This window comes from Streptacidiphilus neutrinimicus (assembly GCF_000787815.1).
GTDB lineage: Bacteria > Actinomycetota > Actinomycetes > Streptomycetales > Streptomycetaceae > Streptacidiphilus > Streptacidiphilus neutrinimicus.
This window is the reverse complement of sequence record NZ_BBPO01000114.1, coordinates 1-16,549: the sequence shown is the minus strand read 5'-3', so window position 1 is coordinate 16,549 and position 16,549 is coordinate 1. Positions and strand designations below refer to the sequence as shown.

Annotated in this window: 17 protein-coding genes; 4 read left to right on the top strand and 13 right to left on the bottom strand. The window is 72.7% G+C overall.

Annotated elements, in window-relative coordinates:
* The 7 genes from TR48_RS35880 to TR48_RS35850 all read right to left on the bottom strand — a co-directional run.
* Positions 1-703, bottom strand: a 703-nt coding sequence (locus TR48_RS35880; protein WP_201777200.1) for a hypothetical protein, incomplete at its 3' end; no start/stop codon positions are given.
* Between the two features lie 231 nt (positions 704-934).
* Complete coding sequence (locus TR48_RS35875) at positions 935-2,068, bottom strand: ABC transporter substrate-binding protein (RefSeq protein WP_042374777.1); 1,134 nt, start codon at positions 2,066-2,068, stop codon at positions 935-937.
* Positions 2,069-2,155: 87 nt separating this feature from the next.
* Complete coding sequence (locus tag TR48_RS35870) at positions 2,156-2,410, bottom strand: hypothetical protein (RefSeq protein ID WP_042374773.1); 255 nt, start codon at positions 2,408-2,410, stop codon at positions 2,156-2,158.
* 134 nt (positions 2,411-2,544) lie between these two features.
* Positions 2,545-2,799 carry a hypothetical protein gene (locus TR48_RS35865; RefSeq protein ID WP_236652479.1) on the bottom strand — a complete coding sequence of 85 codons (255 nt, stop codon included), beginning with the start codon at positions 2,797-2,799 and terminating at the stop codon, positions 2,545-2,547.
* A gap of 168 nt (positions 2,800-2,967) precedes the next feature.
* Positions 2,968-4,203 carry a M20 metallopeptidase family protein gene (locus tag TR48_RS35860; RefSeq protein ID WP_439654525.1) on the bottom strand — a complete coding sequence of 412 codons (1,236 nt, stop codon included), beginning with the start codon at positions 4,201-4,203 and terminating at the stop codon, positions 2,968-2,970.
* 600 nt (positions 4,204-4,803) lie between these two features.
* Positions 4,804-5,823: a Gfo/Idh/MocA family protein gene (locus TR48_RS35855; protein ID WP_042374771.1), complete on the bottom strand. Its 1,020-nt coding sequence runs from the start codon at positions 5,821-5,823 to the stop codon at positions 4,804-4,806.
* An 84-nt stretch (positions 5,824-5,907) separates the two neighbouring features.
* The gene (locus tag TR48_RS35850) at positions 5,908-6,282 is read right to left on the bottom strand and encodes a hypothetical protein (protein ID WP_042374770.1); all 375 of its coding nucleotides are present in this window, start codon (positions 6,280-6,282) and stop codon (positions 5,908-5,910) included.
* A gap of 193 nt (positions 6,283-6,475) precedes the next feature.
* On the opposite strand from TR48_RS35850, the gene TR48_RS35845 reads away from it, so the two are divergent.
* Positions 6,476-6,856, top strand: coding sequence for a nuclear transport factor 2 family protein (locus TR48_RS35845; protein ID WP_042374769.1), 381 nt, complete (start codon positions 6,476-6,478; stop codon positions 6,854-6,856).
* Positions 6,857-6,978: 122 nt separating this feature from the next.
* On the opposite strand, the gene glnII is transcribed toward TR48_RS35845, so the two are convergent.
* A complete protein-coding gene (glnII, locus tag TR48_RS35840; RefSeq protein WP_042374768.1) occupies positions 6,979-8,004 on the bottom strand; it encodes a glutamine synthetase in 1,026 nt (341 codons plus the stop codon).
* A gap of 324 nt (positions 8,005-8,328) precedes the next feature.
* Between glnII and TR48_RS35835 the strand changes: the two genes are divergently transcribed.
* Complete coding sequence (locus TR48_RS35835) at positions 8,329-8,973, top strand: HAD family hydrolase (RefSeq protein ID WP_042374767.1); 645 nt, start codon at positions 8,329-8,331, stop codon at positions 8,971-8,973.
* A gap of 81 nt (positions 8,974-9,054) precedes the next feature.
* On the opposite strand, the gene TR48_RS35830 is transcribed toward TR48_RS35835, so the two are convergent.
* The 4 genes from TR48_RS35830 to TR48_RS35815 form a co-directional block, all read right to left on the bottom strand.
* On the bottom strand, positions 9,055-10,275 hold the full coding sequence (locus tag TR48_RS35830; protein WP_042374766.1) for a beta-ketoacyl-[acyl-carrier-protein] synthase family protein: 1,221 nt from the start codon (positions 10,273-10,275) through the stop codon (positions 9,055-9,057).
* Between the two features lie 174 nt (positions 10,276-10,449).
* Complete coding sequence (locus TR48_RS35825) at positions 10,450-10,692, bottom strand: hypothetical protein (RefSeq protein WP_042374765.1); 243 nt, start codon at positions 10,690-10,692, stop codon at positions 10,450-10,452.
* Positions 10,693-10,849: 157 nt separating this feature from the next.
* Positions 10,850-12,061, bottom strand: a complete 1,212-nt coding sequence (locus TR48_RS35820) for an MFS transporter (RefSeq protein ID WP_042374764.1) — start codon at positions 12,059-12,061, stop codon at positions 10,850-10,852.
* 15 nt (positions 12,062-12,076) lie between these two features.
* On the bottom strand, positions 12,077-13,693 hold the full coding sequence (locus tag TR48_RS35815; protein ID WP_042374763.1) for an MFS transporter: 1,617 nt from the start codon (positions 13,691-13,693) through the stop codon (positions 12,077-12,079).
* Positions 13,694-13,820: 127 nt separating this feature from the next.
* Here TR48_RS35815 and TR48_RS45045 point away from each other — a divergent pair, with 127 nt between their 5' ends.
* A complete protein-coding gene (locus TR48_RS45045; protein ID WP_236652478.1) occupies positions 13,821-14,237 on the top strand; it encodes a carboxymuconolactone decarboxylase family protein in 417 nt (138 codons plus the stop codon).
* A 64-nt stretch (positions 14,238-14,301) separates the two neighbouring features.
* Here the strand turns inward: TR48_RS45045 and TR48_RS35805 are convergent, their stop codons facing one another.
* A complete protein-coding gene (locus TR48_RS35805) occupies positions 14,302-14,934 on the bottom strand; it encodes a YigZ family protein (protein WP_236652477.1) in 633 nt (210 codons plus the stop codon).
* Between the two features lie 165 nt (positions 14,935-15,099).
* On the opposite strand from TR48_RS35805, the gene TR48_RS35800 reads away from it, so the two are divergent.
* Positions 15,100-16,425, top strand: a complete 1,326-nt coding sequence (locus TR48_RS35800) for a DUF5685 family protein (protein WP_042374762.1) — start codon at positions 15,100-15,102, stop codon at positions 16,423-16,425.
* The last annotated feature ends 124 nt before the right edge of the window (positions 16,426-16,549 follow it).

Below are 16,549 nucleotides of genomic sequence, written 5' to 3'. Positions count from 1 at the left end.
GGGGCGAGAGGATGACGTAGTAGGCGTGGCGGTTGGAGGCGGCGGTGGTGTTGCCGAAGTGCGTGGCCGCCTTGACCGCTTCCTGGCCGAGCTGGTTGCCCGTGGCCGCGGATGGCGACGCCCCGGAGTTGTCGTACCACACGCCGGACAGCACGCCGCCGCTCTGGTACGGCACGTAGCTGGCGCCGGTGGCCGGGCAACTGGTGGCGCCCGTGGAGACGCCGTTGCCGTCACACCACTGGGTCAGTTCTGCGGACCACAGCTCGTTGCCGGTGCCGATGCCCTTGAACATCTCCTGGGTCACCGGGGCCGCGCCGTCGGGGTCCCCGGAGAACGTCGCGTCGCCGGCGCTGTTCGTGCTCTCAGTACCCCACTGAGTACCGTAGAAGACGAGGTAGACCTGCGACTTGCCGTCGTTGACGCCCACGCCCCCGATGCCGCCGCCGTACGAGAGCGTGTTGGCGCCGGTGGCCGTCGGCGAGTCGTGTGTGCCCGCCCACTGATTCATCTTCGCGTTCTGCGTGACCGTCGGGATCACGCCGTGCCGGTAGGAATGCCCGGTCGCCGGGTCGTACGGGTTCGCCGTGTGCGACGCGGCGGTCGCCGGCGCCACCATGCCCAGCGCCGCTGCGCCGGCCAGGGAGAGCGTCGCGAGACCCACCATGGCCCCACGGCGCACACCCCCACGAAGAGGTATGCCCATCAAGGAAGATCCTCTCTTGACGGCAGCGGGACGCTGCCAGGAGAACGAGGACGGGCGACAACGAAGGTCATGATCATGCCAATATCGCGCGCGTGCGCGTGCGCACTCGCACAACACCGCACAGGATCGAGCTGTCGCCACCACAACAAGTGGTGCACCTTGCCTGGAAAAGGGAACCAGGCACCTGACCACACGTCAAGAGAGTCGGCAGCCGTCGCAGTTACCGCAGAGTTACAGGCTTGCTTCACCGGTGTGGAGGACCCGGAAGCGATCAAGGTTCTCCGGATCCCGGTCCACGATCCGGACCGGCGGCCAGGCCCACTGCCACACGCCGACGCCCGGCCGACGGGAGAACCGGATCGCGCCACGAGTGCCCGCGACGGCGACCTCCGCCCAGGTCACAGCGGCGCCGTTGCCGTCCGGGCCGGCACCCCGACGCAGCGCCTCGGCAAGGACGGTGACGGTGTCGTAGCCCTCGAAGGCGACGAAGGACGGCACACCGGCCAGGCGTTCGCGCAGGGCCGCCTCGACCCGCACGCCGAGCGGCCCGAGGCGCTCGGGCAGGTAGCGCAGGAACGGGATCCCGGCGCCGTCGTCTCCCAGCAGCTCGGCCCATTCGGTGAACTCCGGCTGCCCGGCCGGAGCGCCGAGCAGGATCCCGGCGAGGCGCGGGTCACTGCGGACGGTCCGGACGATCGGGACCGCCGGGTCGGGATGGCCGACCAGGAGCAGCAGGGCTGTCGCGCCACGGCGGACGAGCTCGTCGCAGAGCGCCGTCGGCGTGAGCGCTCGGGCCGGCAACTCGACGACCTCGCCGCCCTGTCGCCCAAGGCGGTCGCGCAGGATGCGGGCCCCGGCCGCCCAGTAGGCACTCGGCTCGGCCACCACGGCGACGCGACGGTGACCCGCGCCGAGCAGGAAGTCCGCGTAGATCCGCCAGCCGTGTGACTGCGTGGGGGCCAGACGGGCGACGTGGTCCGTCGGCCCCTCGGTGAGCGCGTCGAGGACCGCCGACGAACAGAGGAACGGCAGCCCGAGGGCGTCCGCCCGAGCGGCGGCGGCTCGGGCGACGACGCTGTGGTACTCCCCCGCCAGGGCGGCGACGCCCAGACGTGCCAACTCGTCCACGGCCGCCGCGGCCCTCTCCGGATCGGCCGCGGTGTCCCGGACCAGCAGCTCGATCGGCCGGCCGCGGACTCCGCCCGCACTGTTGACGTCGCGGACGGCCGTCTCGAGCCCGGCGAGCAGGTGCTCTCCCGCCTCGACCCAGCCGGGGCGGCTCAGCGGGGCGAGAGCGCCGATCCGGACGGGCGGCCCGTGCGCGTCCGTCCCTTCCCCGCCGGCGGGGTGATCCTCGGTGACCATGCCGGACATTGCATCCGCGACCCGCACTCACGGGCAACCGAATATCGGTGGCCGGACCGCGCCTCGGGCTCAGGGGCAGGCCCCCGCTCAGGCTTCGGGGGCGGAGACCCTGGCGCCGCCGAGAAGCCAACCGACGTCCCGCACCCTCCCCACGAGCGCGCCCCGGCGCGCGAGACCAAGGAACGCCTGCTTCGGGCGCCCGATCTCCCACGGCGGCGGCGTGGCGTAGAGGCCGTCCAGTCGCCGCGCGGGCTCCGGATCGTCCGAGACGCCGCGGGCCGACGGCTCCGGGCCGCCGCGCGCGGACAGGTCGGGGCCGGGTGCTGCTGACGCTCCCCGCACGCGCAACGCCTCCTGCCGCCACGGTTCACCGACAGGGCCACGGCCGATCGTGGGCCGGAGGGCCGGGGCACCGCCCCCGCCCCGACGCGCACGGGGGGAGTACGGCGCCGGGACGGGGAGTCTGCGCGGATCCGTCAGTCCGCGGCCGGCTCGATGGAGTCGAGCAGCGCGGTCAGTCTCTCGACGGTCTCCTGGTTGGCGCGGCCGAGCATGATCAGGGGCTTGTCGCCCAGGGGGTAGTCGGCCTGGAGGGAGGGAAGCGTGATGCCGTGGCGGCCGAGTGCGGACTTGAGCCCGGATACGAGCGCCTCGCCGAGCCGGTTGACGTCGACGGTGCGGGACGAGGGGGTGGCGCGCACCGTGGCGGCCTCATCCGTGGAAGCGGGCATGGAGGTGGAACCCCTTGGTCGAACGGCGGCCGGTGAGTGTCGTTGACTCCAGGATGCTGCTGCTCAGAGGTGGTTGACACCCAGAGCGGCCAACTTGGCATGTGCCAATCCGCCGCGCCCCGGAGAGGGGGTGGCGGATCGGCATGTCGCCGGACGGCCGTGTCGCGCTCATGCGGGCGTCACCCGCCCGTCCCCGTCGGCCAGTCGCCCCAGCGCGAGCTGCGCGAGCAGGGCCGCGCCGTCCGGCAGGACGGCGTCGTCGAAGACCGCCCGGGACGAGTGGTTCTGCGGCGCGGTGGTGAAGTCGTCCTGCGGCGGGCAGGCGCCGAGCATCAGACACGCGCCCGGGACCCGCGCCAGTACGAAGGCCATGTCCTCGGCGCCCGGCGTGGGGTGGGCCGGTTCCTGGAACCGCCCGGGGCCGAACAGGTCCACGACGGCGCGTGCGGCGCGCGCGGTCTCGGCGGGGTCGTTCACCAGGGCCGGGTACCCCTCGTGGTAGACCACCTCGGCGCTCAAGCCGTGGGCGGCGGCGATGCCGGTGAGCAGGGTGCGCGCACCCTCGCGCATCCGCTCCCTGGACTCGGCGGAGAAGGTGCGCACGGTGGCCTCGAAGCCGGCCTCGTCGGGGATGACGTTGCGCTTGGTCCCGCCCTGGATGAGGCCGACGGTGAGCACGACAGGGTCGTGAATGTCGAACCGCCTGGTGACGAACGTCTGCAGCGCCGTCACCATCTCGCACAGGGCCGGGATCGGGTCGGCCGCCCGGTGCGGCGCGGAGCCGTGCCCGCCCCGGCCGCGCACCGTCACCAGCAGGCCGTCCGAGGCCGCGGCGGCCGTCCCGGGACGGCCGGAGAAGACCCCGAACGGGAGCCGGTTCGCCGCGACGTGCAACGCGTACGCGGCGACCGGCGTCTCGCCGGAGGCGTCGAGCAGTCCCTCCGCGAGCATCGCGGACGCGCCACCGCCGTCGGTGCCCTCCTCGTCAGGCTGGAACATGAAGACCACCGACCCGGCGAGCTCCTCCCGGCGCGCGACCAGCAGCCGGACCGCGCCGACCAGCATGGCCGTGTGCAGGTCGTGGCCGCAGGCGTGCATCACGCCGGGAACGCGGGACGCGTAGGGCAGGCCGGTGGCCTCGGTCAGCGGCAGGGCGTCCATGTCGGCGCGCAGCAGCACGGTCGGCCCCGGACGGGCCCCGCGCAGGACGGCGGTCACCGAGGACAGCGCCGCCCCCGTCCCGATCTCCAACGGCAGCCCGGCGAGCGCGTCGAGGACGCGCCGCTGGGTGCGCGGCAGTCGGCGGCCGAGCTCCGGCTCGGCGTGGATCTCGCGGCGCAGGGCGGTCAACTCGGCTGCTAGCGGGCGGGCTTCGTCTCTCGGGGCGATCGGTGGGACGGACAAGAGCGGCGCTCCTTCGGAAGGGGACCGTGATGTCCGCCAGCTTGTCCGGATCACCCGTGGCGCCGGGAGAGGCGCGCCGCCGAGACACCGGGCCGCGCCGAGGGAGTGCCGCGCAGGCCGGGCAAATCCCTCGACCTGACGGCGGGTCCGCGCTGCACTGCAGCTGACACCGCGAGCCAGGGTTTCGGGGTCTTCCGCCAGCCCCCGGTCGACGGCAGCGCGGTGGGCGTCGCTCCGGGACGGTGTCGTGGCGGCGGCGTACGGACGGCCGGTGGCGACTGGGCCATGGTCGCGCCGGGGCAGCTCTCGGTCGCTGTCCCGGGAGCCGCCCTGGGCGGGCCGGCGGCCTCCCTGTCGGGGCCCGGGTCCGTTCCCCCACCGCCTGCCTGGCGCTGGGCCACGGCACCCTGATGGCGGGCCACGGGACCCTCGCCCGGCAGGACGGCGCCGTCCTGCCGGTCCTGGTCACCGACGAGGGCGTCGAGGCCGAAGGGGACGCGCGTCGATGAGCCGCATCCCGGCCTCGGAGCACGTCGCCACCGGCTCCGAGATCCGCGACCTCACACCGCCGTAGGGCTGAACCGCCCTCGCGGGCCGGTCCTAGTCCTCGGCCGCGCCGCGCAGGGGCAGCCCGGCGGCGCGGTAGATGTCGTCGAGCACGCCCATGGTGACCACCGCGTCCCGCGCCGAGGTCAGCACCTGCGCGCCGTCGAGCGCAGCAGCGGCGAAGGCCGCCAACTGCGCGGCGTAGCTCGTGGGGCGGCCGGGGAGCCGTTCGCGACGGACGGGGCCGCCCGTGCGCGGGCGCACGGTGAGGCGGTGGTAGAGCTGCGGCATCACGAAGTTGGTGACCCGCAGCTCGCCGTCCTCCCCGACAGCGCGGGCCCGGATCGCCAGCAGCCGCCGGGACCACATCGAGGCGCGGACCTGCCCGCTCGCCCCGCCGGGGAAGGCCACCTCGGCGCTCATCGCGCGGTCGACGCGCGGGTCGCGGCGCAGCGTCAGCATCCGCGCCGAGGTCACCGACGGGTCGCCGCCGAGCAGCCGGGCCACGTGGACCGCGTAGCAGCCGGCGTCCATCGTCGCGCCGCCCGCGAGCCCGTAGTCGTACCGGATGTCGCCGAACCGCGGCAGCGGGAAGCTCAGTTCGGCCTCGACGCGGCGCAGCGTGCCGAGTTCGCCGCTGGCGACGATCTCCCGCATCCGCGCGGCCAGGGCGTGGTGACGGTAGTGGAAGGCCTCCATGACCACGAGGCCGTCCCGCGCGTACGCCGCGTCGGCGGCGTCGGCCACGCGCTCGGCCTCGGCGCGGTTGGCCGTGAACGGCTTCTCGCACAGCACGTGCTTGCCCGCGGCCAGCGCCTTCAGCGTCCATTCGGCGTGCAGGCCGTTGGGCAGCGGGATGTACACGGCGTCCACGCCGGGATCGGCGAGCAGCGCGTCGTACCCGGTGTGCACGACGGGAACGCCGTGCTTGCGGGCGAACGCCTCGCCTCGCGCCCGGTCGCGCGCCGCGACGGCAGCCACGCTGACGCGCGGCACCGCCCGCGCGGGCTCGATGAGCGCGCTGGGCGCGATGGCGGCCGCACCGAGCAGCCCGATCCGCAGATTCTCCGACACGGGGACACTCTGCCAGCCTCCCTCGTGAAAGCAACGTCCCCCGCCTCGAAACGGGCCGGGGGACCGTCTGTGGGCGCCGGGCACCTAAATAGTCACAGAAAAGTGCTCGCGGGCCTGGACCTGGAGCTGGACCGGACGGGCCGAGAGGATGTGGCGGACGCCCTCGTCGGGGATGGTGTGCATGAACAGGCTTCCCTCGGTGAGCGCGAGCAGCATCCGCTCGTGGGCCAGCGCGTCGACGAGCCAGCCGCGGGCGGCCTCGGCGGCGGAGGCGTCGAGCTGCTCGGCGAGGCGCTCGGCGCGGTCCGCGAGCCAGCAGAGCGCCTCACGCGGCGAGGAGACGGGACAGGCGGCGAGCCAGAACGAGTGCCCGCTGGCGGGCAGATGGGCGACCGCCTCACACCAGTACGCGGCGGACAGCCGGGAGCCGTCTTCGCGACGGGCGTCGTTCGGGTGCACGGGGGGTCGTCTCCCTGAAATCGGGTCAGCGAATTCGTGTCAGCGCGGGCGCGCGAGGCGTGCCACGGCAAACCAACATCCCCGTCTATTGGCTTGTCCATGGCCATGCCCACCTGCTCACCCGATCGGGTGAACTTCGTTCACACTCCGGTCACATGAACGGCGTGGCACGACTTCCCGCAACAATGCGCCCATGGATCTCGACATCATCGAACGGTTCGTCAACTCCTGGCTCTCAGCGTGGAATACACACAACGTGGAGGCCGTGCTCGCGCATTTCGCCGAGGACGTGACGTTCTCCTCCCCCGTGGCCGCACGCGTGCTCGGAGGCGACGGAACGGTCCGCGGCAAGGCCGCGCTGCGCGCGTACTGGACCGAGGCGCTGACCCGCGTGCCGGACCTGCGCTTCGAGCTGGTCGGCAGTTACGCGGGCGTCGACTGCCTGGTCATCCACTACCGCAACCAGGTCGGCGGGTTGGTCAACGAGGTGCTCGTCTTCGACGGCCCGCTCGTGGTCCGCGGCTACGGCACCTACCTCACAGACGACCGGTCCGCCCCCGCAGGCATCGACTGACGACGAAAGCCGCCGGACGACACCGCGCGCTCTCCGGTACGGGAACCGGAGAGCGCGCGGAGTTCTGTCCAGCGGCGGGGCCGAGCGGCAGTGCTGCCCAAGCGGCGGTGCTGCCGAGAAGATCAGACCTGGCCGGCCTTCTCGAGCGCGGAGCAGCAGGTGTTGACCAGCAGGCGGGTCACCACGTAGGGGTCGACGTTCGCGTTCGGGCGACGGTCCTCGATGTAGCCCTTCTTGTCGACCTCGACCTGCCACGGGATGCGGACCGAGGCGCCACGGTTGGAGACGCCGTAGCTGTAGACGTTCCAGGGGGCCGTCTCGTGCTTGCCGGTAAGGCGCTCCTCGACACCGGTGCCGTACTGGGTGACGTGCTCCATCACGATGTCCTGCGAGGCGCCCAGCGCCTCGCAGGCGGTGATGATGGCGTCGTAGCCCTCACGCATGGCCTTGGTGGAGAAGTTGGTGTGCGCGCCCGCGCCGTTCCAGTCGCCCTTGGCCGGCTTGGCGTCCAGGGAGACGACGACGCCGTAGTCCTCGGCGACGCGGTGCAGCAGCCAACGGGCGACCCACATGTGGTCGGAGACCTCGAGCGGGCCGACCGGGCCGATCTGGAACTCCCACTGGCCGGGCATGACCTCGGCGTTGATGCCGCAGATGGCCAGACCGGCCTCGATGCAGGCGTCCATGTGCTTCTCGACGATCTCGCGACCGACGACCTTGCCGGTGCCGACACCGCAGTAGTACGGGCCCTGCGGGGCCGGGAAGCCGCCCTCGGGGAAGCCCAGCGGGCGGCCGTCCTCGGTCAGGAAGGTGTACTCCTGCTCGATGCCGAAGATCGACTCCTGCGCCGCGAACTTCTCGGCCACCTCGGTGAGCTTGGCCCGGTGGTTGGTCTCGTGCGGGGTGCCGTCGATGTTCAGCACCTCGCACAGGACCAGCACGTTGTCGCCGCCACGGATCGGGTCCGGGCAGGAGAAGACCGGCTTGAGGACACGGTCCGAAGCGTGCCCCTCGGCCTGGTTGGTGCTGGAACCGTCGAAGCCCCACACCGAGAGCTCCGCGCCGTCCGCCAGGATCTTCGTCTTGGAGCGCAGCTCCGCGGTCGGCTCGGTGCCGTCGATCCAGATGTACTCGGCCTTGTAGCTCACGGGCGCAGCTCCTCGCAGACGAATCACGCGGTGGGTGGGGGCGATGCTGTGGCGCTCGGCGTCGCTCCGCTGCACTGGGGAGTTACGGCCTTTGCTCGAGGAGGAGATTCACAGGACGCAATTTCCCGGCTGTTGCCCGTTTGTGAACAGCAGGTTAACCGGCCCGTGAGTGGCTGAGATCACAAGCGGCGGCCGCGTCACCTGCACGCAACCTGACCGGCCCCGAGGACTCGTCCCAGTCTCCGAAGCGGCGCGCGGACACGCTTCCTTCCCGCGCCCTCTGAACGCCCGCGTGTCCGATGGCTGCGCCAGTAGGCTCCCGATATGCCTCAGATCAGCGCAGTCGTGTTCGACGTCGGCGAGACCATCACCAGCGACCGCCGCTTCTGGGCCGACTGGGCTGACTGGCTGGAGGTCCCCCACCACACGTTGTCCGCGCTCGTGGGTGCGGTGGTCGCCCAGGGCCGGGACAACGCTGACGCTCTCCGGCTCATCAAGCCCGACCTGGACCTATGGGCCGAGTACGAGAAACGCGAACGCCGGGGGCGCGGCGAGCGCCTCGACGAGACCGACCTCTACCCCGACGTCCGCGACAGCTTCCAAGCCCTGCACGACGCCGGCCTGTGGGTCGGCGTCGCCGGAAACCAGACCGCGCGCGTCGGAGGACTCCTGCGCGCCCTCGACCTCCCGGTGGACGCCATCGGCGTGTCCGGGGAGTGGCAAGTGGCCAAGCCGTCACCGGAGTTCTTCGCGACCCTGGCGACCTGGGCCGAACGGGTGCCTGGCGAGATCCTCTACGTCGGCGACCACCCGGCGAATGACATCGCCCCGGCGCAAGCCGCGGGGCTGAAGGCCTGCCACCTGCGGCGCGGGCCGTGGGGATACTTGTGGGCAGACCAGCCGGAGGCAACTGCCGCGGACTTCCGGGTGAACTCCCTCACGGAACTCGCGACGCTGCTCACCGCTTGACGCACGAGCATCCGGACCGCGTCGCTGCCCGCCGCCCCAAGCGCCTGGGCCAAGCCGAACTCGACGCGACCGCTGGCTGGTTCACACTCCCGTCAGCACGAGACTGACGTTGTGGCCGCCGAAGCCGTAGGAGTTGGCGAGGCCCGCCCGCCATGCTCCGCGGCGCGGCGCGCCGCTGACCAGGTCGAGCTTCACCCCCGGGTCCGCGTTCTCCAGGTTGCGCACCGCGGGCAGCCGTCCCTCGTGCAGCGCGAGGGCGGTCACCATCGCGCCGAGCGCGCCGGAGGCGCCGAGGAGGTGGCCGGTCATCGACTTGGTCGCGGTGACGACGGGGTGGAACCCGATGGTCTCGGCGATGACCTCCGCCTCGACGACGTCGCCCGCCGGTGTGGAGGTGGCGTGGGCGTGGACGAAGCCCACGTCCAGCGGGTCGATCCCGGCGTCGGCCAGTGCCTGGCGGATCGCGCGTCGCTGCCCGTCCGCGTCCGAGGCGGTGATGTGGACGGCACTGGAGGTGATGCCCGCGCCCGCGACGTGCGCGTAGACGCGCGCGCCCCGCGCCCGCGCCAGGTCGGCGCGCTCCAGGACGACGACGGCCGCGCCCTCGCCGAGCACGAACCCGTCCCGGTCGACGTCGAAGGGACGGGAGGCCGCCTCGGGCGCGTCCTCGCGCTTGGAGAGCGCGGTCATCTGCGCGAACCCGGCCATCACCGCCGCGGTGATGCACGCCTCCGTGCCGCCGGCGACGACCACGTCGGCGCGGCCGAGCCGGATCAGGTCCAGGCCCATCGCGATCGCCTCCGCGCCGGAGCTGCACGCGCTGACGGGCGTCCGCGCGCCGCCGCGCGCGCCGAGGTCCATGCTGACCCAGGCGGCGGGGCCGTTGGCCATCATCTGGGTGACGACGTAGGGCGAGACCTTGCGGGCGCCGTGCTGCTCCAGCGCGTCGTCCTGGGCCAGCAGCGATCCGACGCCCCCGGTGCCCGTGCCCATGACGACCGCGAGCCGCTCGGGCTCCACCCCCGGCCGGGCCGCGTCGGCCCACGCCTCCCGGGCCGCGACCAGCGCCAGCTGCTCGCAACGGTCCAGCTTGCGCGCCTCGACGCGCGGCATCACCTCGGTCGGCTCGACGGCGAGGCGCGCCGCGATCCGCACCGGCAGCTCGCGCGCCCACGCGTCCTCGATCACGGCCACGCCGGACCGTCCTTCGAGCATCGCCGCCCAGGTCGACGCCACGTCGCCGCCCAACGGCGTGCTGGCGCCCAACCCCGTGATCGCGACCTCGCCCAGCTCCCGTGCCATGGCAGTGTCCCCTCGCATCATTCGTAAGAAGCGCACGAGAAGATCTTTCCTGTCCGAATCCGTCCGTGCGCGGTCAACCTCAGCCTCGCACGGTGATTCGACCAGCAGCGGCATCGGAGTGCAGCGAGTCGAAGGGGCGCATTGTGTGGAGTTCCCACAATGCCGCGACGGACCCTACGTCCAGGGGTCCTTCAGCTCCCCCCGCTCGATGGCGAGCCGCGCCGCACCGTCGTTGCGGTACTGGAACGGGACGACGGACAGCGGCAGATCCTCCCCGGTCAGTCGCGAGCGGGCTTTCACCGGCCGCAGCAGCGGACGGTGGCCGGGGCCACGCTCGATCCAGTCCGCGAGCGTGGTCCAGGTGTCGCCGAACGGGTGCGCGAGGAGGAGCAGGACGTCCTCCGGTGGTGGCTGCATCGACACCTCGCCGAGTGGGAGCGGCTGACGCGGTGATGGTTCCCAGCCGGATCAGAGTAGGACCGACGACCACCCCACGGGGAGTCCTGGTCCGGGATTCGCCCGAGTGGCTCAGGCGGCGGGCAGACGAGCAGCCACTGGCCGGGGTCCGCCCCCCTCACCCGTCCGTCCGCCCATGCCGGAGCAGGTAGCCGCCCGCCGCCGCGGCCAGCACCGCCATGGCGGCGGCGAAGTAGCGGCCCGCGTCCTGGAGGCCGACGGTCGCGGCCATCAGACCGATGCCGACCACCGGCAACGAGATCCCCGCGTAGGCCGCGAGGAAGAACGCGGAGATGACCTGGCCCCGCTCCGCGGCCGGGGCCATGGCCGCCAACCGGGTGACCGCCCCGCGCAGCGCGAACCCCTGCCCGATGCCGCCGACGACGCCGCTCAGCACGACGAGCGCGAGGGACCGCCAGGTGAGCGCGCCGGCCAGCAACGCCAGGCCCGCCACGAGCAGCCCGCAGCCCACCGGGAGCGCTCGGTGGGCCCCCACCCGCCCGGCCAGCAGTTGCCCGGCGGTCGAGGCCGAGAAGACGACCAGGACCACCAGACCCACCACGGCCAGGTTGGTCACCCCCAGGTACTGCGCCAGGAAGGCCGGCGTGACCGAGGTGAACACCCCGAGCAGGGCGAATCCGACGAACCCCGCCAGGGCCGAAGGAACGAAGACGGCCCTCACCGACGCGGGCAGCGCGGGCAGCCGTACCCGGGCCGCGGACCAGGGCCGCGGCCCCGCCACCGTCTCCGGCAGCACACGCAGCGTCCCGGCCGCGACGGCCAGCAGCACCAGATGCACCGCGTAGGGGAGGCGCAGCGGCGCGGGCCCGTACTGCGCGAGCGTGCCCGAGAGCACCGGGCCGATGCCGAGCCCGCCCATATTGGCCGCGGTCGCCACGAGAGCCGCGCGGTTCCTCCCTTCCGTCGGCGCCAGCTCCACGATGTAGGCGGTGGCGGAGCCGGTGAACAGACCGGCGGAGAAGCCGGAACAGAGCCGCCCCGCGAAGAGCAGGGGCAGCCCGTGGGCCGCCAGGAAGCAGACCGCGCTGGCGACGCCGAACGCCACGCCCACCAGGGCGACCCGGCGTCGCCCCACGACGTCCGACAGGCCGCCCCCGAAGGCGAGGACTCCCATCACCCCGACGGCGTACACCGCGAAGATGACGGTGACCATCAGCTCCGAGAAGCCGATCTCCTGGCGGTAGAGCCCGTACAGCGGCGTCGGCAGAGTGGTGCCCGCCATCACGATCGCGAACGCCCCCGCCGCACCGGCCTCGGCGACTCCGGCGGACGGCGAGCGCCGGCCCCGCTGCGATCGGACGGTGACCATGCCTTCCGGATCCTTCTAGGAGCTGCGCCGGTAGCGCGACGGCCGCTCCCCCGCGCGCCCGTCGTCCGCCACGGGTGCCGGCCCCGCCTGGTCGGCGACCGCTTCGTCGTCCTCCGCCGGAAGTTCCGTCTGCTTGCCACGGCGCAGCCCGAGGAGGGCGATCCCGCAGGCGACCGCCATGATGACGCCCATCCCGATCAGTACCGACCGGGTGGCCTCGGCCACGGCCAGCCGCACGAACTGGGGCGCCGAGGCCGTGCCGCCGCTCGACCCCGCACCGAGCCGGGAGATCTGCGCGGCCTGCTGGCTGGCTGCCGCGTGCGACAGCCCCTGCCCGGTCAGGGCCTGGGTGAGCCGGGTCTGCAGGGTCGAGGAGTAGAGGGTGCCCAGGACCGCCAACCCCAGGCTGGAGCCGTAGTTGCGGATCGTCTGGGTGATGCCGGTCGCCTCGCCGTACGAGAGCTGCGGGACGCGGTTGACCGCGTCGGTGTTGGCCTGGCCCAGCATCAGCCCGAGGCCCGCGCCTGACACGACGATCCACCACACGATCCGGCTCTCGTCGAGAGCGGTGACCCGCCCCGCCCACAGGAAGAAGCCGACGCAGGCGAGCGCGCAGCCGAGCACCACGGGGCGTTTGGCTCCGACGCGGTCCAGCATCCGCCCGCCGATCTGCGCCGCCACCACGAAGCCGAGGAAGAAGTAGAGCAGGTCGAGGCTGGCCTTGGAGGCGTTCTTCCCGAGCGCCACCTCCGCGTAGACGCTGGTGAAGAAGAAGACCGGCACGAAGGCGGCCATCGACACCCCCAGCACGATGTTCTCCACCCGGAAGGCGCGGTTGCGGAAGTGCCGGACGTTGAGCAGCGGCGCCGGGGTCCGGCGCTCCACCAGGACGAAGACGACCAGCAGCAGCAGCCCGACGATGATGCACAGCCAGATCGCCGGGGAGTGCCATCCCCACAGGTTCGACTGCTGGAAGCCGAAGACGCTCAGGCCGACGCCGGCCACGATCAGCACGAGCCCGCGGTAGTCCATCGGCGCCGGTCGGTGCGGCGTCCGCGGCTTGGAGACCGCGATCAGCACCAGGGCGACGATCGCGACGGGGATGTTGACCCAGAAGATGGCGCGCCAGGTCCACTGGGTCAGCCATCCGCCCAGGATGGGGCCGATCGCGGTGAGGCCGCCGGCGATGCCGAAGAACAGCGCCAGCGCCTTGCCCCGTTCGTGGAGGGCGTAGCTGCTCACCACGATGGCGAGAGCGGCCGGGTACATGATGGCTCCGCCCGCCCCCTGAAGGGCGCGGAAGGCGATCAGCCAGGCCTCCGCGGCCGAGCCCTTCGGGGTGAGGCCGCACATCGCGGAGGCCGCGGCGAAGACCACCACACCGAGGATCACCATTGGGCGATGACCGACGATGTCCGACAGGCGACCGCCGAAGGCGAAGAGCGCAGCCAGCGCCAGCAGGTAGGCGTTGATGGCCCACTGCACCCCGGTGTCGGTCAGCCCCAGTTCCGCCTGGATCTGCGGGGCGGCGATGGACACGATCGTCTGGTCGATGAAGGTCATCGCCACGGCGAAGATCATCGCGGCGAGGATCAGCCGCCGTGAACCGGAGGAGCTGACGGAGCCGGACATCTTCTGCCGCCTTCTTCCGACGATCACTCCCGCCCATTCTCGCCGGGCTCGTTCGCGCCCGCATCCGTCGCGACGACCGCTCATACTCGACGGTGAACGACCGTCGCCCCTGGACGGAGGCCAGGCCGTGGAGCACACCTGCGGAAAGGCGGTGCAGGCCGTGGAGCACACCTGCGGAAAGGCGGTGCAGGCCGTGGAGCACACCTGCGGAAAGGCGGTGCAGGCCGAGTTGCGACCACTCGGTCGGGCCCTGCGGGAGAAGATCCCCGACGTCTACGCGGCCTACCGCGACCTGCACTCGGCCGCGATGGGTCCGGGAGCCCTCGATCCCAAGGTCAAGGAGCTCGTCGCCGTCGCGCTGGCGGTGGGCGCGCAGTGCGACGGCTGCATCGCCTCGCACACACGCGCGGCCGCTCTGAGCGGCGCCACGCCCGAGGAGGTCGCCGAGACCATTGCGGTGACGTTCCTGCTGTGCGGCGGACCCGCGACCGTCTACGGCGCCCGCGCCTTCGCCGCGTTCATGGAGTACCGGTCCGAGCCGTAGCGCGGCGGTGGTCGTCCCCGCGTGGAACGTCCCCGCATGGACATTCCCGCATCACCCGACCGGCTTACCCGACCGGCACGTCGACCAGCGTCGTGCCGACGCGCTCGGGCAGCGCCTCTCCGGCGGTCGTCTCGGCGAGCCACGCCTCGAACCCGGGCACGCTCTCCTCCGGCACGCCCACCTCCACGACCACGCCGTGCGCGTCGTAGGCGACGTCCCGCACGGCGTAGCCCGCCGCCCTCAGGTCGTTCTCCAGTCGCCCCGCGCGGACATGGTCGGTGTGGACGGCGAGCAGTGCGACCGGGCGGCGTTCGACCAGGCCGACCTCGTCCAGCGCCTCGGCGACCACCCCGCCGTAGGCGCGGACGAGCCCGCCCGCACCGAGCAGCACGCCGCCGAAGTAGCGGGTCACCACCGCGACGGTGTCGGTGACGCCGCGTCGGCGCAGCACCTCCAGCATCGGCGCACCGGCCGTGCCGGCGGGCTCGCCGTCGTCGTTGGAGCGCTCGCGGCGCGGGTCGTCGCCCACGACGAAGGCGGTGCAGTTGTGGCGCGCGTCCCAGAACTGCTTCCGGATCCCGGCGACGAACGCCTGCGCCTCCGCCTCGTCCCCCACGCGCGCGAGGTGGCAGAGGAAGCGGGACTTCTTGACCTCGATCTCGTGGACGCCCGGCCCGGCCACGGTCAGATACGGCACGGACTCGCCTCCACCTTCACCTGGTCTCCCCCGCGTGCTCCGCTGCCAGCCTACCCGCGCCATCGCTGACCAGGGCGGCTGCACCCGGCCGGGCCCAACCGATACGGTGGACGCGATCATTCGGGGGACTACGGGGGAACCGGGAAACCGGGGGAGGACCGGGGCGTGTTCGGAATCATTCGGCCCTGTCGGCACCGCCTGACGGAACGTCTGCTGGAGAGCTGGACGGCCCATCTGTGCGGACTCTGCCTGGCGCTGCGCGACGGTCACGGCCAACTGGCCCGCACCGCGACCAACTACGACGGACTGATCGTCTCCGTCCTCGTCGAGGCGCAGGCCGCGAGCCGGCCGGACGACCGCCGCAAGGCGGGCCCGTGCCCGCTGCGCGGCCTGCGCACCGCGCCTGTGGCCCGGGGCGAGGGAGCCAGGCTGGCCGCCGCGGTCTCGCTGGCGCTCGCGTCCGCCAAGATGCGCGACCACGTGGACGACCGAGACGGCCTCTTCGCCCGTCGTCCGGTCGCCGCGGCCGCGGGCGGCGTGGCGGAGCGGTGGCGCCGGCAGAGCCGGACGGCCGGAACGTCCCTGGGCTTCGACGCCGAGGGTCTGTTCGCCAGCCTGGAACGGCAGATCGAGGTCGAGGCGGCCGCCGGTCCCGGCTCCTCCGTGCTGCTCGTGACGGCCCCGACCGAGGAGGCGACGGCACTCGCACTGGAGCACACCGCCGTGCTTGCGAGCCGCCCGGGCAACCGCGCCCCGCTGCGCGAAGTGGGCCGCTACTTCGGCCGCCTAGCCCATCTCCTGGACGCGGTCGAGGACCTGAGCCGCGATCAGCAGACAGGTGCCTGGAACCCGTTGGTCGCCACCGGCACCACTACGGCGGAGGCCGAGCGCCTGTGCCGTGACGCGGTCCACGGCATCCGGCTCGCCCTCGCCGAGGTCGAGCTGGTCGACGGCACGCTCGCCCACCGTCTACTCGCGCACGAGACCGAGGCTGCGGTGCGGCGCGTCTTCGGCCACGCCTACAGCTCTTGGAACCAGCCGCCGACGGGCCCCAACCCGTACGGCGGGGTGCCCTACCCTTACGCCAACCCGGGCGGGGCCAACCCCTACGGCGGGAATCCGTACGGCGGCGCCCACGGCGGGAATCCGTACGGCGGCGCCCACGGCGGGAATGGCCCCGCTGGAAACAGACCTGCCGGAAACGGCCCAGGCGGCTCCTTCCCTCCCGGCCCGTTCGGCGGCGGGCCGCTGCCTCCACCGCCTCCCCCGCCGCCGATCCCGCCCCAGCGCAACGGCCTGCTGCGCGCCTGCGGCATGTGGGCACTGCTCTGCTGCACCTGCCAGGCCTGCTGCCGCGAGGAGTACCCGGACCCCTGCACCGGGCGTCCGAGGCACGGAACGTGCAGGGGCAAGGACTGCTGCGACGCCTGCGACTGTTGTGAATGCTGCGAGTGCTACGAGTGCCTCGAATGCTGTGACTGCAGCTGCTGAGCGTGCGGCGGCCGGGCTAGGACGACCTGAGCGTCAAGTGACGTCGCAGAAACGCGACTTCCGCCTCGACGTTCCGCTCGTGCTCGGCCTAGTTCGTTTCCACCTGCGGAGCGTGCATCGTCCC